The organism is Stenotrophomonas sp. WHRI 8082 (assembly GCF_040223995.2).
Taxonomy (GTDB): Bacteria; Pseudomonadota; Gammaproteobacteria; order Xanthomonadales; family Xanthomonadaceae; genus Stenotrophomonas.
In genome coordinates, this window is sequence record NZ_CP167826.1 from 3,357,644 (window position 1) to 3,382,028 (window position 24,385).

At 67.3% G+C, this 24,385-nt stretch carries 20 protein-coding genes; 9 read left to right on the forward strand and 11 right to left on the reverse strand.

Going from position 1 to position 24,385, the window contains the following annotated elements:
- Positions 1–30: 30 nt before the first annotated feature.
- Together ABRP17_RS14625 and tldD are read left to right on the forward strand one after the other, a co-directional pair.
- On the forward strand, positions 31–3,918 hold the full coding sequence (locus tag ABRP17_RS14625; RefSeq protein ID WP_349985134.1) for a YhdP family protein: 3,888 nt from the start codon (positions 31–33) through the stop codon (positions 3,916–3,918).
- Positions 3,919–3,988: 70 nt separating this feature from the next.
- Positions 3,989–5,434 (forward strand): metalloprotease TldD, encoded by a 1,446-nt coding sequence (gene tldD / locus ABRP17_RS14630; protein WP_188326661.1) that lies wholly within the window; start codon positions 3,989–3,991, stop codon positions 5,432–5,434.
- 65 nt (positions 5,435–5,499) lie between these two features.
- Here the strand turns inward: tldD and yjgA are convergent, their stop codons facing one another.
- Positions 5,500–6,102 carry a ribosome biogenesis factor YjgA gene (gene yjgA / locus ABRP17_RS14635; protein WP_188326662.1) on the reverse strand — a complete coding sequence of 201 codons (603 nt, stop codon included), beginning with the start codon at positions 6,100–6,102 and terminating at the stop codon, positions 5,500–5,502.
- A gap of 68 nt (positions 6,103–6,170) precedes the next feature.
- Here yjgA and pmbA point away from each other — a divergent pair, with 68 nt between their 5' ends.
- The 3 genes from pmbA to ABRP17_RS14650 all read left to right on the forward strand — a co-directional run bounded on the left by pmbA (position 6,171) and on the right by ABRP17_RS14650 (position 8,575).
- A complete protein-coding gene (gene pmbA / locus ABRP17_RS14640; protein WP_349985133.1) occupies positions 6,171–7,544 on the forward strand; it encodes a metalloprotease PmbA in 1,374 nt (457 codons plus the stop codon).
- Positions 7,545–7,629: 85 nt separating this feature from the next.
- The gene (locus tag ABRP17_RS14645) at positions 7,630–8,013 is read left to right on the forward strand and encodes a DUF4870 domain-containing protein (RefSeq protein WP_349985132.1); all 384 of its coding nucleotides are present in this window, start codon (positions 7,630–7,632) and stop codon (positions 8,011–8,013) included.
- A gap of 259 nt (positions 8,014–8,272) precedes the next feature.
- On the forward strand, positions 8,273–8,575 hold the full coding sequence (locus ABRP17_RS14650; protein WP_188326665.1) for a hypothetical protein: 303 nt from the start codon (positions 8,273–8,275) through the stop codon (positions 8,573–8,575).
- Between the two features lie 55 nt (positions 8,576–8,630).
- On the opposite strand, the gene ABRP17_RS14655 is transcribed toward ABRP17_RS14650, so the two are convergent.
- Positions 8,631–9,041 carry a hypothetical protein gene (locus ABRP17_RS14655; RefSeq protein ID WP_188326666.1) on the reverse strand — a complete coding sequence of 137 codons (411 nt, stop codon included), beginning with the start codon at positions 9,039–9,041 and terminating at the stop codon, positions 8,631–8,633.
- A 450-nt stretch (positions 9,042–9,491) separates the two neighbouring features.
- On the opposite strand from ABRP17_RS14655, the gene ABRP17_RS14660 reads away from it, so the two are divergent.
- The 3 genes from ABRP17_RS14660 to ABRP17_RS14670 are packed head-to-tail and all read left to right on the forward strand — an operon-like array spanning position 9,492 to position 14,324.
- Positions 9,492–10,124 (forward strand): TetR/AcrR family transcriptional regulator C-terminal domain-containing protein, encoded by a 633-nt coding sequence (locus tag ABRP17_RS14660; RefSeq protein ID WP_188326667.1) that lies wholly within the window; start codon positions 9,492–9,494, stop codon positions 10,122–10,124.
- Positions 10,125–10,164: 40 nt separating this feature from the next.
- Positions 10,165–11,262 carry an efflux RND transporter periplasmic adaptor subunit gene (locus ABRP17_RS14665; RefSeq protein WP_349985130.1) on the forward strand — a complete coding sequence of 366 codons (1,098 nt, stop codon included), beginning with the start codon at positions 10,165–10,167 and terminating at the stop codon, positions 11,260–11,262.
- Positions 11,259–14,324 (forward strand): efflux RND transporter permease subunit, encoded by a 3,066-nt coding sequence (locus ABRP17_RS14670; protein WP_349985129.1) that lies wholly within the window; start codon positions 11,259–11,261, stop codon positions 14,322–14,324. Before ABRP17_RS14665 ends, ABRP17_RS14670 begins: the two co-directional genes overlap by 4 nt.
- 67 nt (positions 14,325–14,391) lie before the next feature.
- Here the strand turns inward: ABRP17_RS14670 and ABRP17_RS14675 are convergent, their stop codons facing one another.
- Positions 14,392–15,171: a LytTR family DNA-binding domain-containing protein gene (locus ABRP17_RS14675; protein ID WP_192094473.1), complete on the reverse strand. Its 780-nt coding sequence runs from the start codon at positions 15,169–15,171 to the stop codon at positions 14,392–14,394.
- The gene (locus tag ABRP17_RS14680) at positions 15,168–16,292 is read right to left on the reverse strand and encodes a histidine kinase (RefSeq protein ID WP_349985128.1); all 1,125 of its coding nucleotides are present in this window, start codon (positions 16,290–16,292) and stop codon (positions 15,168–15,170) included. Before ABRP17_RS14680 ends, ABRP17_RS14675 begins: the two co-directional genes overlap by 4 nt.
- A gap of 219 nt (positions 16,293–16,511) precedes the next feature.
- On the opposite strand from ABRP17_RS14680, the gene ABRP17_RS14685 reads away from it, so the two are divergent.
- Positions 16,512–16,874 (forward strand): hypothetical protein, encoded by a 363-nt coding sequence (locus tag ABRP17_RS14685; protein ID WP_349985127.1) that lies wholly within the window; start codon positions 16,512–16,514, stop codon positions 16,872–16,874.
- A 414-nt stretch (positions 16,875–17,288) separates the two neighbouring features.
- Here ABRP17_RS14685 and ABRP17_RS14690 read toward each other — a convergent pair whose 3' ends face one another.
- From ABRP17_RS14690 to ABRP17_RS14720, 7 genes are all read right to left on the reverse strand, one after another.
- Complete coding sequence (locus ABRP17_RS14690; RefSeq protein WP_349985126.1) at positions 17,289–17,735, reverse strand: nuclear transport factor 2 family protein; 447 nt, start codon at positions 17,733–17,735, stop codon at positions 17,289–17,291.
- A 48-nt stretch (positions 17,736–17,783) separates the two neighbouring features.
- Positions 17,784–18,899: a nuclear transport factor 2 family protein gene (locus tag ABRP17_RS14695; RefSeq protein ID WP_349985125.1), complete on the reverse strand. Its 1,116-nt coding sequence runs from the start codon at positions 18,897–18,899 to the stop codon at positions 17,784–17,786.
- A 69-nt stretch (positions 18,900–18,968) separates the two neighbouring features.
- On the reverse strand, positions 18,969–20,006 hold the full coding sequence (locus ABRP17_RS14700) for a helix-turn-helix domain-containing protein (protein WP_349985124.1): 1,038 nt from the start codon (positions 20,004–20,006) through the stop codon (positions 18,969–18,971).
- Between the two features lie 127 nt (positions 20,007–20,133).
- Positions 20,134–21,012 (reverse strand): farnesyl diphosphate synthase, encoded by an 879-nt coding sequence (locus tag ABRP17_RS14705; protein WP_349985123.1) that lies wholly within the window; start codon positions 21,010–21,012, stop codon positions 20,134–20,136.
- On the reverse strand, positions 21,002–21,262 hold the full coding sequence (locus tag ABRP17_RS14710) for an exodeoxyribonuclease VII small subunit (protein WP_042612267.1): 261 nt from the start codon (positions 21,260–21,262) through the stop codon (positions 21,002–21,004). The genes ABRP17_RS14705 and ABRP17_RS14710 overlap by 11 nt, the downstream gene beginning before the upstream one ends.
- 36 nt (positions 21,263–21,298) lie before the next feature.
- Positions 21,299–22,588 (reverse strand): tRNA lysidine(34) synthetase TilS, encoded by a 1,290-nt coding sequence (gene tilS / locus ABRP17_RS14715; RefSeq protein ID WP_349985122.1) that lies wholly within the window; start codon positions 22,586–22,588, stop codon positions 21,299–21,301.
- A 69-nt stretch (positions 22,589–22,657) separates the two neighbouring features.
- Positions 22,658–24,364 (reverse strand): alkaline phosphatase, encoded by a 1,707-nt coding sequence (locus tag ABRP17_RS14720; RefSeq protein ID WP_349985121.1) that lies wholly within the window; start codon positions 24,362–24,364, stop codon positions 22,658–22,660.
- Between the last annotated feature and the right edge of the window lie 21 nt (positions 24,365–24,385).

A 24,385-nucleotide genomic window follows, 5' to 3' on the forward strand; every position in this document is an offset into this window, starting at 1 on the left:
TCCAATCCGGCCGGTTGCCGGCCAAGGCCGATGAGCGCGCCGCCGCGCCTGCGACTGCGAAGGATCCGCCGTCTTGCCCTGTACGCGCTCGCCATCACCCTGGTGGTGGTGGCGTTGCTGGTGGGTAGCCTCAGCCAGCTGTTGCCGCTGGTTGAGCGTAATCCCGACAAAGTTTCTGCGTGGTTGAGCACGCGTGCCGGGCAGCCGGTGCGCTTCGATGCGTTGAAAGCGCAGTGGACCCGCCGCGGGCCGCTGCTGCAGTTGGATGGACTGCGTATCGGCACCGGCGAAGGCCTGCGCATCGGCCAGGCCGAGGTGCAGGTGGCGATGTACGCCGGCCTGTTGCCGGGCCGATCGTTGACCGAGCTGCGCCTGCGTGGCCTGGCGCTGACCCTGCAGCGGGCCGATGACGGGCGCTGGAGCGTGCGTGGATTGCCGGCGGCGAAAGCCGGCGACCCGCTGGACGGCCTGCGTCGGCTGGGCGAACTGCAGGTGGAGCAGGGTCGCCTGACCATCGAGGCACCATCGATAGGGCTGCAGACAACCTTGCCGCGCCTGGATCTGCGCCTTCGGGTGGACGCTGATCGGTTGCGCGTTGGCGTGCGGGCCTGGGCGCAAGCCGATGCGCTGCCATTGGCGGCAGTACTGGATGTAGATCGTCGCGCCGGCAATGGCGAGGCGTGGCTGGGCGGCGATCCGGTGGACCTGCAGGCCTGGTCGCCGCTGCTGTCCGGTGCCGGCGTACAGCTGTTGCAGGGCCGCGGCGAGCTCAACGCCTGGGTGGCACTGCGTGATTTCCGCCCGGTGATGGTCACCACGGACTCGGATCTGTCCGGACTGCGGCTTGCCGGCACGCCGACGGCCCACGTGGCCAAGCCCACGTTGGACATCGAGCGCCTGCAGGTACGTGCGCGCTGGCGTTACAGCGCCGGTGGCTGGCGGGCAGAAGCCCCACGCCTGCGGGTGCGGGCGGAAGATCGTGAGCAGGTACTGGATGGACTGCTGATCGGTGCAGGACAGCACACCGCGCTGGTAGCCAACAACATAGACGGCAACGTGCTGCTTCGTGGCCTGGCGCTGACCGACCGGGTGGATGCCGGCCTGCGCGACTGGCTGTACCGCGCCCATCCCCAGCTGCGCGTGCGCCAACTGCAGGCACGCGGTGAGCGCAACGGTCCGTTGTGGGTGCAGGGCGACCTCGACACATTGGCGTTTTCCAGCGTGGATGGGGGCCCCGGCCTGGTCGGTATCGGCGGCCGGTTCCAAGGCGATGCCGAAGGGTTCTCGTTGCAGTTGCAGTCCCGACAGCAGATGCAGCTGGACTGGCCAAAGGGATTCGGCGTGCGCCACGACGTGCGACTCGCCGGTGAGATCGTCGGTTGGCATGACGAAGCGGGCGGTTGGCGGGTCGGCACGCCGGCGCTGCGCGTGCAGGGCACCGATTACGCTGCCGATGTCCGTGGGGCATTGTGGTTCCAGGGCGACGGCACGCGGCCGTGGATGCAGCTGGCAGCGAAGATCGACGATGTCCCGATGACCGCCGCCAAGCGTTTCTGGATCCGTTCGAGGATGAGCGAGCACGCCCGTGACTGGCTGGATACCGCGTTGCAGGCGGGCCGCGTGCGCAACGGCATCGGCCTGGTGGCCGGCGACCTGGACGACTGGCCGTTCGACCGCAACAACGGGCGCTTCGAAGCGACCGGACATATTGAAGACGGCACCATCCGCTTCCAGAAAACCTGGCCCGACATGACCGCCGTGGATGCGGACATCGCCTTCATTGGCCCCGGCTTCTCGCTGACGGGACGTGGTGATCTGGCGGGCGTGAACGTGGATGCGATGCAGGCAGGCATCGAAGATTTCGGCGAGACGCCGCTGTACGTGCGCGCGCAGAGCCGCAGTGAGTCCAGCAAGCTGCTGGCGATGCTGCGTCGCAGCCCGCTGCACGCGCAGTACGGTGACACGCTGGATGCGCTGAGCGTGAGTGGCCCCGCCGCGGTGGACTTCGATCTGCTGCAGCCGTTGCGTGCGGGTCAGCCGGGGCACCTGAAGGGCAGCGTGACGCTGGAGGGCGTGAAGCTGGCCGACAAGCGCTATGCGCTGGATTTTGACGACGTGCGCGGGGTGGCCCAGTACGCCGGCGGCGGTTTCGGTGCCGACAACCTGGCGGTTCGTCACCTGGGCGCAGCGGGCACGCTGAGCCTGCGCGCGGGCGGCTTCGTGCGCGATCCGCAACTGGCCTTCGAATCGCAGCTGGACGCCAACCTGGATGCCGGCGTGCTGCTGGATCGCGCGCCGGAGATGGCCTGGCTGAAGCCGTACATCACCGGCCGCTCGAACTGGACGATCGGCGTGGACATGCCGAAGGCCGTCGCCGCTGCCGCCACTGGCGGTGCGCCGGCACCGGTGCCGCCCGCACGGTTGCACCTGCAGTCGGACCTGGTGGGCACGGTGCTGAGCTTTCCCGCGCCGCTGGACAAGCCCGCCGGTGAAGCGCTCGATACGCGCGTGGCTGCGCAGCTGCCGATGGGCGATGGCCGCATCGAGGTGGCGTTCGGTGACCGTCTCGCCTTGGCCGCGCGCACCCACCAGGGCCAGACCGGCGTGCAGGTCACGCTGGGCAGCGCACGGGTCGACCGGGATCCGCCCGCCAGCGGCTTGGCGGTGAACGGCCGCAGCGGGTCGCTGGACGCATTGGAGTGGATCGGACTGGCACGGGGTTCGGCTGCAGACAGCAGCGGTGGGGCAGGCAATGACCCCATGCCGCTGCGCTCGGTGGATGTGCAGGTGGCGCAGTTGCTGCTGATCGGCGGGGTGTTCGAACAGACGCGACTGCAGTTGCGGCCGACCCCGCAATTCCTAGATGTGCGTCTGGATGGCCCTTCGCTGGCCGGCCAGTTGCAGGTGCCCAGCGCCCGCGGCGGCACCATCAGTGGCGCCTTGCAACGCGTGCATTGGAAATCGCTGCCGGGCCCGGTGCAGCCCCGTCCGCGCGACGGTGCGCCGATCGTGATGCCCGACGGGGAGGTGATGGCCGCGCGGGTGCAGGCCACGGCCAACGACACCGATCCGGCCGGCATCCCGCCGTTGTCGCTGGACATCGCCGACCTGCAGTTCGGCAAGATCACGTTGGGCCAGGCGACACTGCGCACCCAGCCGGTGGCGAATGGACTGCGCGTGCAGCAGCTGGATTTCCGCTCACCCAAGCAGGCCATCGACGTGCGCGGCGACTGGCTGGGCAAAGGGCCCGCAGCGCGTACCGCGCTGACCGCGCAGGTGCGCAGCGAAGACCTCGGTGACCTGCTGCGTGACCTGGACTACGGCGGCCAGCTGCGCGGCGGCCAGGGCCGCATCGACCTGCAGGCCGGCTGGCAGGGCGGTCCCTCTGATTTCCAGCTGGGCAACCTGCAGGGCACGATGACCGTCGATGCGCGCAATGGCCAGCTGTTGGAACTGGAGCCCGGCGCCGGGCGCGTGCTGGGCCTGCTCAGCATCACCCAGCTGCCGCGGCGGCTGATGCTGGACTTCCGCGACTTCTTCTCCAAGGGCTTCGCCTTCAACCAGATCGGCGGCACGCTGGCCTTCGCGGACGGGTCGGCCACCACCGACAAGGTGATGATCGAAGGGCCGGCGGCAAACATCCGCATCCGCGGCCGGACCGACCTGCGCAACCAGCAGTTCGACCAGACCATCGATGTCAATCCGCGCTCGGGCAACCTGCTGACCGTCGTCGGTGCGGTGGCCGGCGGCCCGGTGGGCGCCGCGCTGGGCGCGGCCACCAATGCGGTGCTGTCCAAGCCGCTGGGCGAGATCGGTGCCAAGACCTACCGGGTAACCGGGCCGTGGAAAGAGCCCAAGGTGGACGTGGTGGAGCGTGATGCCGCCGCGCCTCCGCCGCCCAAGCCGAAGGCGCGCTGAGCGCCGTCCTCCCTCACAACGGCGGCGCGGTGGCTTGCCAATGCCGCCATCCGCCCCCAGATTGAAGCCCATGACCGATAACGCCCTGACCCTCGCTACCGACCGCCTGCTGCAGCCCGCCGGGCTGGATGCCGGCCTCCTGGAAAACACCTTCGGCCACCTGCTGGGCCCGGGCATCGACTTTGGTGACCTGTATTTCCAGCATGCCCGCCGCGAAAGCTGGAGCGTGGAAGACGGCATCGTCAAGGACGGTGCGCATTCCATCGAGCAAGGCGTCGGCGTGCGCGCGATTTCCGGTGAGAAGACCGGCTTCGCCTACTCCGATGACATCCACCGCGACGCATTGTCCAGTGCAGCGCAGTCCGCGCGCGCGATTTCGCGCGAGGGCGGGGCGCAGACCGGCAAGTCGCTACTGCGCGGCGATGCGCGCGCGCTGTACCCCGCGCTGGATCCGGTGGACAGCCTGGGCAACGAAGCCAAGGTGGAGGTGCTGAAGCGGTTGGACAGCTACCTGCGCGCGGCCGACCCACGGGTGAAGCAGGTCACCGTCAGCCTGTCCGGCGGCGTGGACACCGTGCTGATCGCCCGCAGCGACGGCGTGCTGGGGGCGGATATCCGCCCGCTGGTACGCTTGAACGTGCAGGTGATCGTGGAGCAGGGCGGTCGCCGCGAATCCGGTTATTCCGGCGGTGGCGGTCGCTACGACTACACCGAGCTGTTCGCCAATGGCCGCCCGGAAGCCTTTGCCCGCGAAGCGCTGCGGCAGGCCTTGGTGAACCTGGAGGCCGTACCGGCCCCGGCAGGCGTGATGCCGGTGGTGCTGGGTCCGGGCTGGCCCGGTGTGCTGCTGCACGAAGCCGTGGGTCATGGGCTGGAAGGTGACTTCAACCGCAAGGGCACCAGCGTGTACGCCGGTCGCCTGGGTGAGCGCGTTGCATCGCCCGGGGTGACCATCGTCGACGATGGCACGCTGGAAGGTCGCCGTGGCTCGCTCAACATCGACGATGAGGGCCAGCGGACGCAGTGCACCACGCTGATCGAAGACGGCATCCTGGTCGGCTACATGCAGGACTCGCTCAACGCGCGGCTGATGGGCATGGCGCCGACCGGCAACGGCCGCCGCGAGTCCTTCGCGCACCTGACGATGCCGCGCATGACCAATACCTACATGCGCGCCGGTCAGCACGACCCGCAGGAAATGATCCGTTCGGTGAAGAAGGGCCTGTACGCGGTCAATTTCGGCGGTGGCCAGGTCGATATCACCAGCGGCAAGTATGTGTTCACCGCGACCGAGGCTTACCTGATCGAAGACGGCCGCATCACCGCCCCGGTGAAGGGCGCCACGATCATCGGCAACGGTCCGGAGACCATGCAGAAGGTGCGGATGATCGGCAACGATCTGGCACTGGATGCAGGCGTCGGCATCTGCGGCAAGGACGGCCAGAGTGTGCCGGTAGGCGTGGGCCAGCCCTCGCTGCTGATCGACGGACTCACTGTGGGTGGCACCCAGGCGTGATGCCTGCGGTGCTGAACCTGGGGAGCGCCGAGCCAGGCTCGGCGGCTTTCCCGCCCCGGCGGACCTCAGTCCTGGGCGTCTTCGGTCGCGTCGCTGCTTTCGTCAGCGTCCACGTCTTCGTCGCTGTCGGCCACGATCAACCCCAGCGCCGCCGGCAGCATCAACGCACGCAGCACCTGGAAGATCTCGCGGTACGCACGCGGCGGCTTGTTCTTCGCCTTTTCGGCCTGGGCATTGCGCACCAGCGTGCGCAGTTCCTGCCGGTCCGCCTGCGGATATTCGCCCAGCAGCTTGGACAGCGCCGCGTCACCGTCGTTCATCAGCTTCTCGCGCCAATCTTCGGCACGATGCATCATCGCCACTTCGCGGCGACCGGTATCACTGTTGGCGTCCAGCGCCTCGCGGATCGCATCCAGCGCCGATTCTTCCTCGCGCCGCATGTGCTTGGCCAGGAACGCCAGTTGCCGCTTGTGCGCGATGTGCGCGGTGATGCGCTTGCATTCGGCGATGTGCGGCAGCAGATCCTCCGGCACCGGCAGGCGCGCCAGCTGCGCCGGTGTCAGCGAAACCAGCTTTTCGCCCAGCGCAAGCACGTCCAGCGCATCGTTGCGCTTCTGCTTGCGGCTTTTATCGTGGAATTCACCGGTTTCTTCGTCGCGTCCGCGCATCGTCTTTCCTACTTTCGTAAATACGTCGCCCGGCGCCGTGCCGGGCCCAACCTGTACAGGATAAAGCATTGAACGTCATCGCCCCTGAAGCGGCCGTTGCCACTGGCCCCGAGGCCCGGCTGGAACAGCTGGCCGACATTTCCCAGCAGTTGCTGGACCATGCGCGCCGACTGGGCGCCAGCCAGGCCGAGGTGTCCTGCAGCGAGGATCGCGGGCTGGATGTGAATGTCCGCCTGGGCGAAGTGGAGACAGTGGAATCCACTGCCGACCGCGGCATCGCGGTTACGGTGTACTTCGGCAAGCGCAAGGGCAGTGCCAGCACCGCCGATCTGCAGCCGTCCAGCCTGGTGGCCACGGTGGAGCAGGCCTGCGCCATTGCCCGCCACACCGAAGATGACGTCGCGTCCGGTCTGGCTGATGCCGAGCTGATGGCCCGTGAATTCCCGGATATGGATGGCTGGCACCCGTGGGCGTTGCAGGCCGAGCACGCCATCGACTTGGCGCTGGCCTGCGAAGCGGCCGGCCGCGAGAGCGATGCCCGCATCAGCAATACCGACGGCGCCTCGGTGTCCACTGGCCAGAGCCTGTCGGTGTATGCCAACTCGCACGGTTTCTTCGGCCGCGAGCGCGGTACCCATCATTCCATGAGCGTGGCCCTGATCGCCGGCCACGGCGATGGCATGCAGCGGGACGGCTGGTACACCAGTGCGCTGGCCCGCGAGGACCTGGAGGACGGCGCGGCCGTTGGGCGCAAGGCGGCCGAGCGCACCATCGCCCGATTGCAGCCGCGCTCGCTGGCGACGGCCAGCATGCCGGTATTGTTCGCCCCGGAAGTGGCGCGCAGCCTGATCGGGCACCTGCTGTCGGCGGTGTCCGGTGGGGCGCTGTACCGCGAAGCCAGCTTCCTGCTGGACAGCGTGGGCACGACGCTGTTCCCGTCCTGGATGCAGATCGACGAGCTGCCGCACCTGCGCCGTGGTCGTCGATCGGCCGCGTTCGATGGCGACGGTGTGGCCACCCGCACCTCGGCCATCGTGCGTGATGGCGTACTGCAGCGTTACATCCTGGGCAGCTATTCGGCACGCAAGCTGGGCCTGCAGACCACCGCCAATGCCGGCGGCGTGCACAACCTGCAGGTCGCCGCCAGCGAAGCGGGCCTGGACATGCGGTCGATCGCCCGGCAGATGGGCAATGGCCTGCTGGTGACCGAGCTGATGGGGCAGGGCGTCAATGCCGTGACCGGCGACTACTCGCGCGGCGCCGGTGGCTTCCGCGTGGAGAACGGCGAGATCCTGTACCCGGTGGACGGCATCACCATCGCCGGCAACCTGCGGGAAATGTTCCAGTCCATCGAGGCGATCGGCAGTGACATCGACCCCCGCTCGCACGTTTCGATGGGCTCGCTGCTGGTCGGAAAAATGACGGTGGCCGGTAACGATTGATGTCGTGAATGGCGTACTCTTGCCGGGCTGCGACGGCCTGCGGGGAGCGGGCCACGCTGACCCATTACCTTAAAAGGAGTTTTCCATGAGCGAATTCGACAATGTCACCGCCCCGCCGCCGCCGCCGACCAGCCTCGATCCGGCCCCGGCTGATCAACGCACCATGGCACTGGCTGCCCACCTGCTGGGTATCTTCACCTGGTTCATCGGCCCGCTGGTCATCTGGCTGATCAACAAGGATGACGCCAGCAAGGCGTTCGTCACCGACCAGGCCAAGGAAGCGCTGAACTTCCAGATCACCATCGCCATCGCCATGGCGATCTGCGTAGTGCTGATGATCGTCTTCATTGGCGCGCTGTTGATGCCGGTGGTCGGCGTGCTGAACGTGGTGTTCTGCATCATCGCTGCAGTGAAGGCCAACAACGGCGAAGCGTACCGCTACCCGTTCACCCTGCGCCTGATCAAGTAAGCCTGTTCCTGTGGAGCAGACGACGCCCGGCACTGCCGGGCGTTTTTTTTGCCCGCAGCCCCAGCTACACGTACCCCAGGCTACACGTACCCCCGGTCGCGTATCCCCGGTCACGTACCCCCAGGTCACGTACGCCCGGTAGAGCCGACTTCAGTCGGCTGCCGTTGCCGCTGTTGCTGCCGTTGCCGCCGTGGCGTCCCCCCCATTGTCGACCCCGTACCGCTGACCTACCATCCGAGATCTTCATGGAGGAGCGAGCATGAGCAGGACCGGTATCGCGTTTTGCGTTCTCTACATGGCCATCGCCGCTGTCTTCATCTCCGCTGCCGACGACGCCGGCGGCGACCACAAAGGGCGATTCGTTGCATTGCAATTGCCGCTCGTACTGCAGATGAACGCGTTGGAACTGGTCGGACTGCGCGACTGGTTCTCTGGCACCTCGTGGGTGCAGGCGTACATACGAATCGGCAGCCTGACGCTGGTCGTCCTTTACTTCGCCGGGTGGGGCCTCAGCCGACTCGTCCGCGCACAGCTGGCGCGGGAAAAGAAGGACGCTGGTTAGGCCGTGATCTGCCTGTTCTGCGCCTCGATGCGACACATCGTGGGTGCAGCAGGCATCAGTCCGCGTGGCATGGCTGGGCAGCTTTCATCAACGCACGTCCGGATACGATCAAGCCCTCGACCAGATGCTCGCTGAGCACGCCTTCGTGATCTCCCTCATGGCGGGCGAGTTGCACCGCATGCAGGATCTCGAAAATCGAGGCCAGTCCCTGCAGGATGCCCGGCGAAACGGGCACCTCGCTTCGGCGTTGCATGTCAGCGAGCCGGTCCGCGTCTGATAGGGGAGGCGGGGCGCGAACATCGCCCACCAACTGAAGGTGCGGCACGCGCACGGTGGCCAGACACTCCCGTTCGTAGGCCTCAAGCGTGTGCTCGAGCTGCCTGATGATCCGGGGCGGGAACTGGTACATGCGGTCGCCGAGCAACGCGTACAGGCGCTGCGCATCAGGCGGGTGGGTCGTCTCCATCCGGGTACCTCACATGGCGTGTAACCACCCGCGCCGAGGCGCGAGGTGGCGGGCGATGCGGGTTGGCGTACCGGGAGAAAATACCAAAGAACCGGCGGATCATGGACCCCCACACACCGCCCGCCGTATGACCGGAGAGCAGTGCAGTTCATTCTCCGCCGTGCCCGGAGGCAAAACAGAGTTCCGTTGGTAAATTCTTACTCAGGACGCCAATCCCGGCTGCAGCCTTTCGGCTTCAGCACGCACATCGTGCGCATGCCATCCGCCAGCGTCCATGAGCAAAGTTGTGGAGTTGTGCGCCGCGACACATGGCTGAGGTGTGTCTACGACCGGCCGGTCGCCCGGTTGCACCGAGCCGATATGCCCACCGCGCGATGTCAGATGAGCTCACTTGCGACCCCAACCTAACACTGTTAGATTCGCCCCTAACAACGTTAGGTAAGGCTGTCCATGCGCCAGGCAATCGCCCGGGAACACATCGTCGAGGCCGCTTTCCTGATCCTCGACGAGGCGGGTCTGGAGGGCCTTACCCTGCGCAAAGTGGCCTGCTCGCTGGGCATCCGCGCGCCGTCGCTGTACTGGCACTTCAAGAGCAAGCAGGCGCTGATCGACGCCATGGCCGACGCGATGATCGCCGACGTGGCGCGGGTGATCCCTGACGGCCAGCCTTGGCGGCAGACCCTGCTGCAGATCGCCCGCGAGTTCCGTCTGGCCTTCAAGGCGCGCCGCGATGGTGCGCGCGTCTATGTGGGGACCTTCCTCGCCACTGAGAACATGCTGCGGGTGGCCGAGGCAAGCATTGCCGCGCTGGTCGGCGCGGGCGCGCCGGTGCCTTTCGCTGCAACCACCGGGATGGATCTCGTTTACTACACGATGGGCTTCGTCATCGAAGAACAATCGTGGCCGGGCGACGGCAGCATGGAAGCGCTGGGCGCGACCTTCATGGCATTGGCCGAAGCCCGTTTCCCACGCTGCTGGCAGGCCCGCGACATCTGGCGTGAAGTCGATTTCGACGCCCGCTTTGAACAAGGGCTGGGCCTGATGCTGGATGGCATCGAACTGCGCCTTGCCCGCGCCTCCTGACTGCATCCCTCTCCGCTGTTCTGACCCGGAAATCCCCCTCATGCGTGCACCCTTCGTGCGTGTTACCCCTCTGCTCCTGATCGCGATCCTGCTCAGCGCATGCGCTGGCAAGGAGGACACGACTGCCGAGGCCGCGGCGGCAACCTCGGCGTTGCCGGTTTCGCTGGCTACGGCGGAGCAGCAGGTGATGGCGCGCACCGTGCTGGTGTCCGGCCCGGTCACCGCGTATGAGGAAATGCAGTTGGGCGTGGAGATCAGCGGTCAGCGCGTTACCGCGTTGCCGGTGGATGTCGGCCAGTGGGTAAAGAAGGGGCAGGTACTGCTGCAACTGGACCATCGCACGCTGGACAGCGAACTGGCGCAGGCCGACGCATCGCTCAAGCAGGCACAGGCCGCGCAGGAACTGGCCCGCCTGAACTTCGATCGCAGCGAGAAGCTGGCTGCCCAGCAACTCATCAGTGCCAGCAGCCTGGATGAACTGCGGGCCAGCCGCATCAATGCCGAAGCGCAGACCGCGACCGCACGCGCCGCACGCGATGCGGCCCGCCTGCGCCGCGAGTTCGCCGACCTGCGTGCCCCGGCCGATGGACTGATCTCCAAGCGGCTGGTGCAGCCCGGCCAGGTGGTGTCGGCCGGCACCGAACTGCTGCGCCTGATCCGTGATGGTCGGTTGGAGTGGCGTGCTGAGCTGCCGGAAAACCAGCTCGCCGATGTGGCGGTCGGCAATGCGATCGAGCTGCCTTATGCAGGGCAGGTGGTCACCGGCCGCATCCGTGCGGTCACTCCGGGGGTGGATGCACAGACGCGCACCGGCACGTTGTACGCCGACCTGCCCACGCCCGGTCCCCTCAAGCCCGGCGTCTTCGTCGAAGGCCGCATCGTCACCGGCGACGGCGAGGTGCTGACCATTCCGACCGCGGCGATCGTGCAGCGTGATGGCCACAGCTATGTCTTCAGCGTGAGCGACACGCAGCAGGCAGCGCGCCTGCGGGTAGGTACCGGACAGGCCGTGGAAGGCCGCACCGCGATCCTCCACGGCCTGAAGGCGGGTGACAAGGTGGTGGTGGAGGGCGCTGGCTTCCTCGGCGAGGGGGATCGCGTGCGCGTGGTCAGCGCGGCGAAGGCGGCCGCACGATGAACTTCTCTGCCTGGGCGATCAAGCGCCCGCTGCCTGCGCTGCTGATCTTCTTCGTGTTGTGCGTGGCGGGTCTGTGGGGGTTCTATCAGCTGCCGGTGGCGCGCTTCCCGGACATCGCCTTCCCGATGACTACCGTGACGGTGACCCAGCCCGGTGCGTCGCCGAGCCAGCTGGAAGCCGAAGTCACCCGCAAGGTGGAAGACTCGGTCGCCATGGTGAACAACGTGAAGCGGGTGATGTCGTCGGTCAGCGAAGGCGTCAGCACCACCACCATCGAGTTCCAGCTTGAGGCCGACCTGGCCACCGCGCTGGACGATACCCGTGATGCCGTCACCCGCATCCGCACGGATCTGCCGCAGGACATCCAGGAGCCGGTGATCTCCAAGGTCGACATCGGCGGTTCGCTGATGACCTATGCGCTGGTTGCTCCGCACATGACGCCGGATGAGGCGAGCTGGTTCGTCGACCGCGACATCGCCCGCGCCATGTACGGCGTACCCGGCGTGGCACAGGTGACCCGCGTGGGCGGCGTACAGCGGCAAGTGCGCGTGGACCTGGATCCCAATGCGCTGATCGCGATGGGCATCACCGCCGGCGATGTATCGCAGCAGTTGGCCCGGATCCAGGTAGAGCGTGCGGGCGGGAAGGCGGAAATCGCCGGGGCGCAGCAGACCATCCGCACGCTGGGCACGGTAGGCGATGCGCAGGCCCTGCGCGATTACTCCATTGCCTTGCCGGATGGCCGTGCGGTACGCCTGTCGACGCTAGCCACGATCACCGATGCGGCGGCGGATCCGACCGAGGCGGCGCTGCTGGATGGCGGTGAGGTCGTGGCATTTTCGATGTCGCGCACGCGCGGCTCCAGCGAGGTCAAGGTAGAGGCCGGCGTACATGCGGCCTTGGACCAGATCAAGGCAGCGCATCCCGGGATCGATTTCCGACTGGTCACCACGGCCATCGACGAGACCCACCGCTCCTACGATTCGTCGATGACCATGCTGTGGGAAGGCGCGCTGCTGGCCCTGCTGGTGGTCTGGCTGTTCCTGCGCGACTGGCGTGCGACGTGGGTGGCGGCACTCGCGTTGCCGCTGTCCATCATTCCCACCTTCGCGGTCATGCACTTCTTCGGCTTCACGTTGAACATGATCACGCTGCTGGCGCTGTCGGTGGTGGTCGGCATCCTGGTGGACGATGCGATCGTGGAAATCGAGAACATCGTGCGCCACCTGCGCATGGGCAAGCCGCCGCTGGAGGCGGCGCGCGAGGCCGCGGGTGAAATCGGCAACGCGGTCATTGCGACCTCGCTGACCTTGGCCGCGGTGTTCGTGCCCGTGGCGTTCATGCCTGGCATCGCCGGCAAGTTCTTCCGCGAGTTCGGCTGGACGGCCGCCACGGCGGTGCTGTTTTCGTTGCTGGTGGCGCGCCTGCTGACGCCGATGATGGCCGCCTACCTGCTCAAGCCGCACGGCGAAGAGAAGCCCGACTCCCGTTTGATGGTCTGGTACCTCGGCTGGGTGGACGCCGCGTTGCGTCATCGCGGCCGCACGTTGTGGCTGGCCACCGGGCTGTTCGTGGCATCGCTTGCGCTGGTGCCTTTCATCCCGGCGACCTTCATCCCGCAATCCGATCTGGGCCGCAGCAACCTCAACCTGGAACTGCCGCCAGGCACGCGGCTGCAGGACACCGTCGCGGTGGCCGAGCGCGCCCGCGCGCTGCTGACCGGGATGCCGGAACTCAAACAGGTGTACACCGCGGTAGGCAGCGTGCTCGACCTCGGCGACCCGGGTGCTACGGGCGTGGGTGAGCCGCGCAAGGCCACCCTGGTGCTGGACTGGGGCACCGCCGATACGCGCGACCGTGGCCAGCAGGAACTCGAACGTGACGCACGCCAGCGGCTGGCCAACCTGCCGGGCGTGCGCGTGAGCTATGTCAGCTCCGAGCCCGGCAACCTGCTGCAGTTGGTGCTGTCCGGCGACGACCCGCAGCGGCTGCAGGATGCGTCCACCGCACTGGAGCGTGACCTGCGGAGTCTGCAGGGCCTGGGCAGCGTGTCGTCCACCGCGTCGCTGCTGCGCCCGGAGCTGCAGATCGTGCCCAATGCGGCCCGCGCAGCCGATCTGGGCGTGGCGACCGCTGATATCGCCGAGGCCGCGCGCATCGCGACCGCCGGTGATTACGAACAGCGGCTGGCCAAGCTCAACCTGCCGGACCGGCAGGTCCCGATCCGGGTGGGCTTCGCTGAGGCCACGCTGGCCAATCCGGCGTTGATCGGACAGCTGCGGGTGCCCGGCCGCAACGGTCCGGTGCCGCTGGCGGCGGTGGCCGAGATCCAGCAGGGCAGTGGGCCGTCGCAGATCTCGCGCTACCAGCGCCAGCGCAACGTGACCCTTACCGCCGAACTCAACGGACGTCCGCTGGGCGAGGTGATGACCGAAGTGCAGGCGCTGCCCAGCGTCAAGCAGCTGCCGCCGGGCGTGAGCTTCCTCAACACCGGCGATGCGGAAGTCTTCGTCGAGCTGTTCATCGGCTTCATGCTGGCGATGGCGGCCGGCCTGGTCTGCATCTACATGGTGCTGTTGCTGCTGTTCAACCATGCGCTGATGCCGATCACCATCCTGGCGGCGGTGCCGCTATGCGCGGGCGGTGCCTTTGGTGCGCTGTTGATCACCCAGAACATGCTGTCCCTGCCAGCGCTGATCGGGCTGTTGATGCTGATCGGCATCGCCACCAAGAACTCCATCCTGCTGGTGGATTACGCGGTGATCGCCGAGGACCAGCACGGCATGAGTCAGCACGACGCCTTGGTGGATGCCTGCCGCAAGCGTGCGCAGCCGATCATCATGACCACCTTGGCGATGGGCGCGGGCATGATGCCCATCGCGCTGGGGTTTGCCGGTGACTCCAGTTTCCGCGCACCGATGGCGATCGCCGTGATTGGTGGACTGATCACCTCCACGCTGCTCAGCCTGATCGTCATCCCGGCCGCGTTCACCGTGGTCGATGACTTGGGTGAATGGTTGTCGCGGAAGTTCCGCCACCAATCCTCGCATCCAGTTGCGTAACGCGGTAGAGCCGACAGGTAGAGCCGACTTCAGTCGGCTTCCCCTCCAGTCGGCTCCCCTCCGTGTCTCACCGCTCCCCACGCATCGACACCAGCCTCATGAACGCCTCGTTCTGATAACGGCTCATGCGCAGCTGCTGCCCAGTATCCAGCGTCACCACGTGGTGACCGTTGAACCACGGGTGGATGGACTTCACGCGCCGTACGTTGACGATGGCAGATCGGTGCACGCGCGCGAAGTGCCGCGGATCCAGCCGGGCGGCGAGGGCGGTCATGGTCTCGCGCAGTTCATGGATGCGGTCGGCCACGTGGATCTGCACGACGTTGCGGTCCGCCTTGATCCAGACGATGTCATCCACCGGCACCAGCACCACGTGCTCGTCCACGCGTAGCGGAATCCGCTCCAGGTAATCCTCACGCGGACGCAGCGCATCGAGTGCCTGCAGGATGCGGGCCGACGCCTCGGGTCCCATGCCCGTACGTGCGGAAAGGCGGTCCTTCGCGCGCTGCAGCGTGGCGGCAAAGCGTTCGCGGCTGAAAGGTTTGACCAGATAGTCCACCGCGTTCGCCTCGAACGCCTTCACCGCGTACTGCTCGTAGGCGGTAACGAACACAGTAGCGGGCATGCGCTCCGCGCCGATGGTGGCGACCACGTCCAGCCCGGTGATGGCAGGCATCTGGATGTCGAGGAAGACCAGGTCCGGCGAGTGCTCGCGGATCGCTTTCACTGCGGACACGCCGTCGCCGCACTCACCCACGATCTCGGTCTGCGGATCATCGCGCAACAACCGGACGATCGCATGCCGCGCGATGGGTTCATCGTCCACCACCAGCGTGGCGATGCTCATGCGGGGGCGAGCCCGGCGCTGAACTCGGGTCCCTCATCCGGCCCTTCGAGCTCGCGGAAGGGCACGCGGATGCGGCAGACCACGCCCTCTGGCCAGATCATGTCCAAGCGCACATCGGCGGCAGCGCCGTAGAGCTCCTTCAGGCGCAGGCGCGTGTTGGACAGGCCGATACCGTGGCCGGCGGACGGTTCCGGTTCGGTGGACAGGGTGCTGTTGCGGTTACGCACTTCGATGCACAGCGTGTCCCCCTCGCGGCGGCTCTCGATCTCGATGGTGTCGCTGCCCACACGGTTGCCGATGCCATGCCGCACGGCGTTCTCCACGATGGGCTGCAACAACAGGCTGGGCACGGCGCAGTCCAGCGTGTCAGGTGCGATGTAGATGCGGCTCTGCAACCGGTCCTTGAACCGCGTGCGCTGGATGCCGAGATACAGCTCGATCAGCTCCAGCTCCTGGCGCAGGGTGATTTCCTGGCCGTCGTAGTCCTCCAGGAAGGCGCGCAGCAGCTCGCTCAACCGCAGCAGCATGTCTTCGGCCGATACCTTGTCTTCGTCAAGCAGGGTAATGATGGCGTGCAGCGTGTTGAACAGGAAATGCGGTTGCAGCTGGGATTTCAGAGCAACCAGTCGTGACTGCGCGAGATCGGTGGCCAGTTGACTGGCCTCCAGCGTGCGCTGCGCCTGCTCGGCATGGAAGTGCATCGCCTGCTGTATCGCAAACAGGGCCCAGTAGGTCAGCATCCCCACCGCGAAATGCTGGGCAAGGAAATAGCCCAGCTGATCTGCGAAGCCGCTGGGCTCGAACAGCGTGGAGACCAGTGCGCCGGTGATCATCGCCATGAAGGTGACGGCGAGGCTGGCGACGAGTTGTGGGCCCAGTCCGAGCAGGTGCCGCCCTGGCTGCAGGGGATAACGCACGGCCAGCCGGAACACCAACGGCGCCAGCGCAGCCCAGCTGTACCACTGGATCATCGACCAGCGCAGGTGATCGAACAGGGCAGCGGCCTCGCCATTGAGCGAGCGGGTGAGTGCGTTCTGCAGGGCGAACACGATGGCCACCGCCGTCCAGATGGCGAGGTAGGGCACCCATCCGATGCGGGACGTGCCGAGGCGGATCTTCATTGCGGTATCCCGTGCGCCCGACGTTCGGAGCTGGCCCATCCTAGGCCCGGTGGGGAGCGGGCGGAAGCGCTGTGGCGGCCGGCTGCGATTGGTCCGCGCTGGCTGACGATTGGTCCCGGATCGCTTGTGGGGCGAGTGCGTGCAGCGCGTGATGCAGAGGCCGGACCGCGCCGCCACGTCGCTGCGACTGGCCCACCGCCACCTACTGGAACCCGTGACATGCCCATGATCCGATTCGCTGTCCTTTCCCTTCTCTCCGCTGCAGCCACTGTGCACGCAGGCGAGGGCATCCGCTATCTCGAACTGCTCAACCGCGCCCATGACAGCGTCACGGGTGTCGCGGTGGCACCGGCCGGTACCGACCGCTTCCGGCAGGTCGACATCGACCTGCTGCCTGGCGGCGGTGGGGCCACCCGGCTCGCGGTGGCCAACACCGGTTGCCGCTACGATCTGCGCGTTGCGTTCCGCAACGGCCAGCAGGTGGTGTATCCCAACGTGGATGCGTGCAAGGGCGGCAAGCTGGTGATCAGCAGCCAAGCCAAAGATGGACGTTACCCGCTGACGGCATCCACGCCGTTGTAGCGCCGAGCGGTGCTCGGCGGACTGCGTGGTTGTCCGGCCCGCTGCGCTCGCCGACCGTGGGTCGGCGCTACCGATCTGCCTCGGTCGTTGTAGCGCCGAGCCGTGCTCGGCGGATTGCGTGGTCGTCCGGCCCGCTGCGCTCGCCGACCGTGGATCGGCGCTACCGAACTGCCTCGGTCGTTGTAGCGCCGAGCCGTGCTCGGCGGACTGCGTGGTCGTCCGGCCCGCTGCGCTTGCCGACCGTGGGTCGGCGCTACCGATCTGCCGTGGCCGCTGTAGCGCCGAGCCGTGCTCGGCGGTATGCGTGGTCGTCCGGCCCGCTGCGCTCGCCGACCGTGGGTCGGCGCTACCGATCTGCCTCGGCCGTTGTAGCGCCGAGCCACGCTCGGCGGACTCCATCCTGCCCGCGAACCGTCAGGGCTTGGCCTGTCCGGTCCACGATTTGCTCATGATCATCCACTTGCCGTCGGTCTTCAGCAGCACGACGTAGTCCACGCCATCCCAGCCGGGATAGTCCAGCGTCACTCTGACGGCAGCCAGGTTTTGCGCGATGTCGACGATTTCGTAGCTGCGCTTTCGCTGGGCTTCGTTGGCCGCCGGTTTGCCGTTGAAGCCTTCGGCGAACTGCTCTCCGGTACGCGTGACCAGGCCGCTGCCGCGGGCGGCCGAGTAGCCGATCATCACCCCGTCGCTGCGGAAGACCTGTTTGGCGCGTGCGTTGTCAGCCGTGGTGTAGGCACGCATGAAGGTCTGCATGACCTCGTCGACGGCATCACGGTCACTGGCCTGTGCCATGACGTAGGTGGGGAGCAGCAGGAGCAGGCTGCCTGCGAGTGCAACGGATCGGATCAGGGTCTTCATGGGGATTCTCGATGGTGGGTGTGTGGCGACGCGCGTTGGTTCAACGAATCAGGATTTAACCTGGCCTGACCAGGATTTGGAGACGACGATCCAGTTACCGTCGATGCGGGAGAGCGCCAGATAGTCCTGCCCTTTCCAGCGGGGGTAATCGAGGATCAGCTTCACCACGGCGGCGTTTTCGCTGACGTCGAGGATTTCGTAGCGGCGGTAGCGCTGGTCTTCGTCAGCGGCCACGCCGGTAAAGCCGGTGGCCCATTCCTCGGCGCTCTGGGTGACCACGCGGCGCTGCCCGGCCGAGTAGCCGAGCACGACGCCGTCGCGTCGCAGGACCTCGAACATCCGGTTGGCGTCACCGGCTTCGAACGCCTGCACGACCTTCTGCATGACCTTCTCCACCTCGGCGCGACCACCGCGCAGCACCTCCACCACGGCCTTGGCCACCGGCGCGGCCGAGGCGTAGTTCTGGCCGGTGACCACCCGCCCATCGACCTGGATGTACGGCTGTTCGCTGTCGATCGCGCTGAAGGTGCCGCCGCGTGCGGCGACCGTCTGGCCGATCAGGAACGGGAACTGCTTGAAGTAGGCCGCGTCCTGCTGTTCGTGCTGTTCCGGATAGCCGGTGATGCGTTTGCCGGCGAGCAGGCGCTGGCCGCCGCTGAGGGTCAGGTCCACGATGCCGGCGGTGCCGTGGCAGACGGCCGACACCACCCCACCGTTGCGCTCGTAGACATGCACGGCGATGCGCTGCAGTTGCGGGTTTTCGGCAACGCCGTACATGGCGTTGCTGCCGCCGACGTAGTACACGGCGCGATAGAGCGACGGATCAACCTGTGCGGGCGTGGTGGTGTTGCGCAGCCCGGTCATGATGCGCGGGTCCTGCTGGCGCGCGGCCACATCGTCGCTGACGTAGGAATCCAGGATCGGCACGGCCCCGCCATCGGGCGAGACGAAGTCCACGGCATACCCGGCTTCGTGGAAGACATCCCATGCGTGGACGACCTCGCCGAAGCTGACGCTGGCCGGCAGCGCCGAGCTGCCGTGGACTTTGCTGCTGGAAAGGACGAACAGAATGCGCTGCGGGGTGGCCGCCTGGACTGTGTAGACCGCGCCCAGGCAGGCGGCCAGCAGCATCAGCAGGGGGCGGATGAAGCGGGATGTGTACATGGTGCGGACTCACGGGAAGGAGTCCGCACGTTAGTTCATCCCTTTCAGATCAATATGTTGCGTCGTGTTTCAGGAGTGCTGGAATGCATTTCCGGAGTCCGTGCGGCGACTGCGGAAGGCGGCGGGGGTGATGCCCTCGTGCTTCTTGAACGCGCTGTGGAAGGTCGACATCGACTGGAAGCCGGCTTCGGTTGCCACGATCTCCAGCGGCTTCATCGGCACCTGCAGCAGCAACGACTTGGCTTCGGCCACCCGCAGCTGCGCCAGGTACTGCTTGAACGAGGTCTGGTTGTCGGCGTTGAGCAGCTGCGACAGCCGGGTCTGCGGCACGCCCATGCGACGGGCCAGGCGCGGCAGGGTGAGGCCGGGATCCAGATGAAGGCGCTCGCGGGCCATCAATTCGGCCAGCGCCTGCAACTGGGTGGCGGCCTCGTCGGTCGGGATGCGGCGGTCCTGGTAGGGCTCGATGGCGGCCTTCCCGGAGCGCAGCCGCAGGTAGACCAGCACGCTGGACACCAGCACGAAGGTGAAGCACAGCGCGCCGACGATGTAGGAGGTGTAGCCGGCGGTGTAGTAGGCGGTCCAGATCAACCAGATACCGGCCAGCGCGCCCAGCAGCAGCGGGCCTGACGTGCTTCGTGCCAGACGCGGGCGGTGGCGGTAGACCTCGACGGTGGTCAGCAGCAGGTAGGCCAGCCAGGCGTAATTGATGCCGGGGGTGATGAGGTTTCGCCACAGCAGATCGTTGCCTGCGTAGGGCAGGAACAGGTTCACCGCCAGGATGATGATGACCAGCGCGGTGATATGCCAGCGGTCCACGCGGCTGGCGCCGGGCGTGTTGCCCTGGGTGGAGCGGATAAGGAAGTACAGGCAGGGCCCGATCAGGAAACAGGCGGTGAGGCCGAGCTGCAGGGCGATGCGCGGGATGTCGGGCCAGAAGTGGAAGACCACGGATTTGCCGGTGCGCACGCCGACCGCCAGCACCAGCAGGGACAGCCAGCGCTGGGTGGGTTCGCCCTTGGCACGCCACCAGAGAAAGCTGGCCAGGCCGAGCCCCATGAACGCGCCAAGCATGGCGAAGAAGAACAGGAAGTGCTGGCTCAGCATGGTCTAGGCGTCCTTTCGCTAGGGCGATACTGGCAGGGGGTGTGGGCGATTATGGACCGGGCGGTGAAGCGTGACGACCAGCGGGCGTCAGTATCGAAGGTTGACGGCCAGCGGCCGTCACTACCGGCTAGTGATTGCGTTCTATAGCCAAGCGGCCGAGGGCGCGCAGGGCGTTGGCTTCTTCGCCGTAGTGGGCCAGGGCGTCGTCCATCACTGTGCTCAGTTCGGCCAGCCTGGCCTTGGCGCCGTCCATTCCCAGCAGGGCGGGGAAGGTGGATTTGTCCTGCGCTACGTCTTTGCCGGCGGTCTTGCCCAGCTGCTCGGAGCTGGCTTCCACGTCCAGGATGTCATCGCGCACCTGGAAGGCCAGACCAAGCGCATCGGCGAACTGGTCCAGACGGGCCAGATCGGTTGCCGGGGCGTGGCCGCACAACGCGCCCATGCGAACGGCAGCGCGGATCAGCGCACCGGTCTTCAGCGCATGCATGCGGGTCAGTGCGTCCAGCGACTGCAGTTGGCCGGTGGCATCGATATCCAGTGCCTGACCGCCGCACATGCCGGCCGCGCCGGAGGCGTGAGCCAGCGCCTGCAGGCAGGCAACGCGGAGTTCCGCCGGCAGTGCCGCCTCGGCCAGCAGGCTGAAGGCGCGGGTCTGCAACGCATCCCCGGCAAGAATGGCCGTGGCTTCGTCGAACGCGATGTGGGTGGTCGGCTTGCCACGGCGCAGGGCGTCGTCGTCCATCGCCGGCAGGTCGTCGTGCACCAGCGAATAGGCGTGGATCAATTCCACCGCCATCGCCGGGGCATCCAACTGGTGCGGGTCGGTGCCGAACACGTCGCCAGCCGCGTACACCAGCAGGGGACGCATGCGCTTACCGCCGCCCAGCACCGAATGGCGCATGGCCTGGTGCAGCCGATGCGGGGCGTCGGTGGCCGAGGGCAGGGCGGCGTCGAGCTGGCTTTCGATGCGATCGCGCAGGCGCGCGAACATCGCTTCAACCGTCATGGGACGGCGGGTCGAAGGGCTCGGCGTTTTCCGGCTGGGCCGGATCGGTGAGCAGGCGCACGCGCAGTTCGGCCTGTTCCAGCGCCTGCTGGCACTGGCGGTACAGACCGACGCCGCGTTCGTAGGCGCTGAGCGACGCTTCCAGGCTGAGCTCTCCGGTTTCCATCTGCTCGACGAGCTGCTCCAAGGATTCGAGCGACTGCTCGAACTGGGCTACCGGGGACGCATTTTCGGGGGTTTTCTTAGCCATGCGACAAGTGTGGACGGCCCGCGCGCAGGGGTCAATTCACCAGCCGCCAGGACGCCAGTGCAACTGGGCATCGTGCTGCTGCAGCCAAGCCTGCAGCGGCGCGGACAGCACCACGTCGGCGGCGGCCTGCAACTGGCCATCGGCGGCGAAGAGCAGCGGCAGCTGGCGGCGTCGCCATGGGGCCAGGTGCTCACGCTGCAGGCAGTCCTTCAGCGCATGCTGGTGGCGGCGGCCGGGCAGCTGGATGCGTTCGCCGCCTTGCCGGCCCGTCACCTGCATCGGCGCATCGAATGCCGCCGCACCCTGCAGTTGCAGTTGGCCGCCGTCGGGCAGGGCCAGCGGTGCGCGGCCATCCCAGGTGACCTGCCATCCGGCAGGCAGTTGCGGCAGCTCGGCCGGCAACAGGTACCAGTGGCCGCGCCATTGGCGGATGCTGTGCTGTTGCCAGCGCACCTGTGCCTCGCGGTCAGGCCCGGCCGGCAGCACTTCGTTTTCCAGCTGCGCAAGCACGCGCGCGGGCAGGGCGGCAGCGCCCTGGGTCGATACCCAGCGACGCAGCACGCGGGCACGGCGGGGCGGTGATACCTGCTGCAGGCGCTCCACCGACACCACGCGCGCGGCGGCCTGCACATGCTGCAGCAGCTCGTCGTCTTCTTCGTCCAGCATGTCGCGCAGCTGACCGCAGTGGGCGGCGCTCGCGGCCAGCGCGGCGGCAGCGTGCGGCCACCGCTCGCGCAACAGCGGCAGCACGTGCAGCCGCACGAAGTTGCGATCGGGGCCATCGTCGCTGTTGCTGGGGTCCTCGATCCACTTCAGTCCGTGTTGCTGCGCGTAGCTCAACAACGCCGAGCGCGGCGTCTGCAGCAGCGGTCGCCACAGCCGATGTGTACCCAGCGCCGACACGGGCGACATCGCCGCCAGCCCATCCACGCCGGAACCGCGCAGCGCGCGCAGCAGGAAGGTTTCGGCTTGGTCATCCTGGTGCTGCGCCAGGGCCAGCGTCTCGCCAGCGCGTAGTTCCGCTGCGAAGGCATCGCGCCGTGCCTGGCGTGCTGCCGCTTCCATGCCGATGCCGGAAGAAAGATCCACCTCTACCCGGCGCACGCTCATCGCCACGCCCAAGGCATCGCACTGGCGTTGGCAATGCACCGCCCAGTCATCAGCCGCTGCCTGCAGTCCGTGATGGACGTGAACCGCCCTCAGCGTGAACCCCCACGCCTGCGCGGACTGCAGCAGCCAATGCAGCAGGACGGTCGAATCCAGCCCGCCGCTGTAGCCGACCAGCAGGGGCGCATCGAGGGGGGCAAGGCTGGGGAAGCGGATCATGGGCAGGAAGAAAAAAGGCGGCGACCAGTATGGTCGCCGCCTTCGTATTGCTCCAGTCCCGCCGGGCGCTTACTGGGCGGGCGTGATCCGCTCGAACTTCACCGGCGCCGGCAGTTCCACCGGCACACCGTTGCCATCACAGGTGCCGGCTTCGCACAGCCGCGCACGCAGGCGCGGGGTAGCCTGCACGATCATGTGGTAGATCGCGTTCTGCTCCAGCGTGCCGCGGATCGCCTTGCTGCCCGGACCGCGCGCCCAGATGCCCACGTCCTCGCCACCGTGCGATTCACTCTTGCCCGGCACCAGCGCTTCCTGCATGTAATCCGGGTGCTCGGTATCCACCGCGGTCAGGTCGGGACGGCCGGTGGACGGGTCGAAGCTGGACGGATTGTGCGGGTAGCGCTTCGGGCCGGCCGGCTGCTGGTTGGTCGCGCCGGTGAAGCCCGGGCCATTGGCGTAGGTCAGCGTGGTGTACGGCTGGCCGCCCCCGTCCCGTGCCAGATCCAGTGCGCCCAGCCCGTCTTCGCCGCCCTTGTCCTTCACCTTGCCCAGGATCGGGTTGCCGCGCGCCGGATAGCCGACGAAGTTCAGGGTGTGCGAATGGTCGGCGGTGACGATGACCAGCGTGTCGTCATCCTTCGTCAGTTCGGTCGCCACCCGCACCGCGTCGGACATCGCTACGGTGTCGGTCAGCGCACGGTAGGCGTTGCCGCTGTGGTTGGCGTGGTCGATGCGCGCGCCTTCGATCATCAGGACGTAGCCTTCCTGGTGCCGGGACAGGTTGGTGATGGCGGTGCGGGTCAGCTCGGCGAGGCTGGGCTCGCCGCCCGGATCCTGCGCGCGCTCGTGCTCGTACTGCATGTGGTCCGGCTCGAACAGGCCGAGGATCGCCGGCGCGTTGTCGGCGGCCTTGAGCTGCGCGGCATTCCACACGTAGGCACCCTGCGGATGGGCCTGCTGCCATTCGGTGACCAGGCTGCGCCCGTCCAGGCGCTGGCCGACCTTGTCGTCGTATTCGGGATCGCGTTCTTCCACGGTGGTGAACTCGCCGCGGCCACCGCCCAGGGCGACCAGCGGGCCGCGGCCGAAGCGTGCAGTGGACAGCAGCTGTTGGGCGATGTCCTTGCAGCCGGCGGCCTTGGCCTCTTCGGTCAGGTCGGTGTCGTTTTCCCAGTTGCGCTCGGGCGAATGGGCGTACGTGGCGGCCGGGGTGGCGTGGGTCAGCCGCGCGGTCGACACGATGCCGGTCGCCATGCCGGCGCTGTCGGCCAGCTGCAGCCAGCTCAACAGGCCTTTCTGCAGGCTGTCGGCACAGTCCGGACGCTTGCCCGCACTGACGCCGATGGCGCCCATGTGGGTCTTCACGCCGGTGGTGATGGCGGTCATGGTGCCGGCCGAATCCGGGGTCTGCGAGTCGACGTTGTAGGTCTTGCTGAACGCCGTCGCCGGGAAGTGCTCCCAGGACAGCAGGTTTTCTTCACCCGAGCTGCCCTTGCGCTGGCCTTCAAAGATGCGCGCGGCGGCCACGGTGGTCAGGCTCATGCCATCGCCGAGGAACAGAATCACGTTCTTCGCTTTGCCGTTCATGGCGCCATTGCCGGCGGCCTGGGCGGCGCCGCTGCGGTACCACCACTGCGGGGTCTCGCCATCCGGGTGGGTCACGGCAGGCACCGCGACCGTCAGGCCGGCAGGTCCCGCTGCCTGCGGCGTGCTGGAACAGGCGCCCAGCAGCAGGGTGGCGGCGGTGGCGGCGAGCAGGGTGGTGATACGGATCATGGACAGCGGGCCCTCACGAAA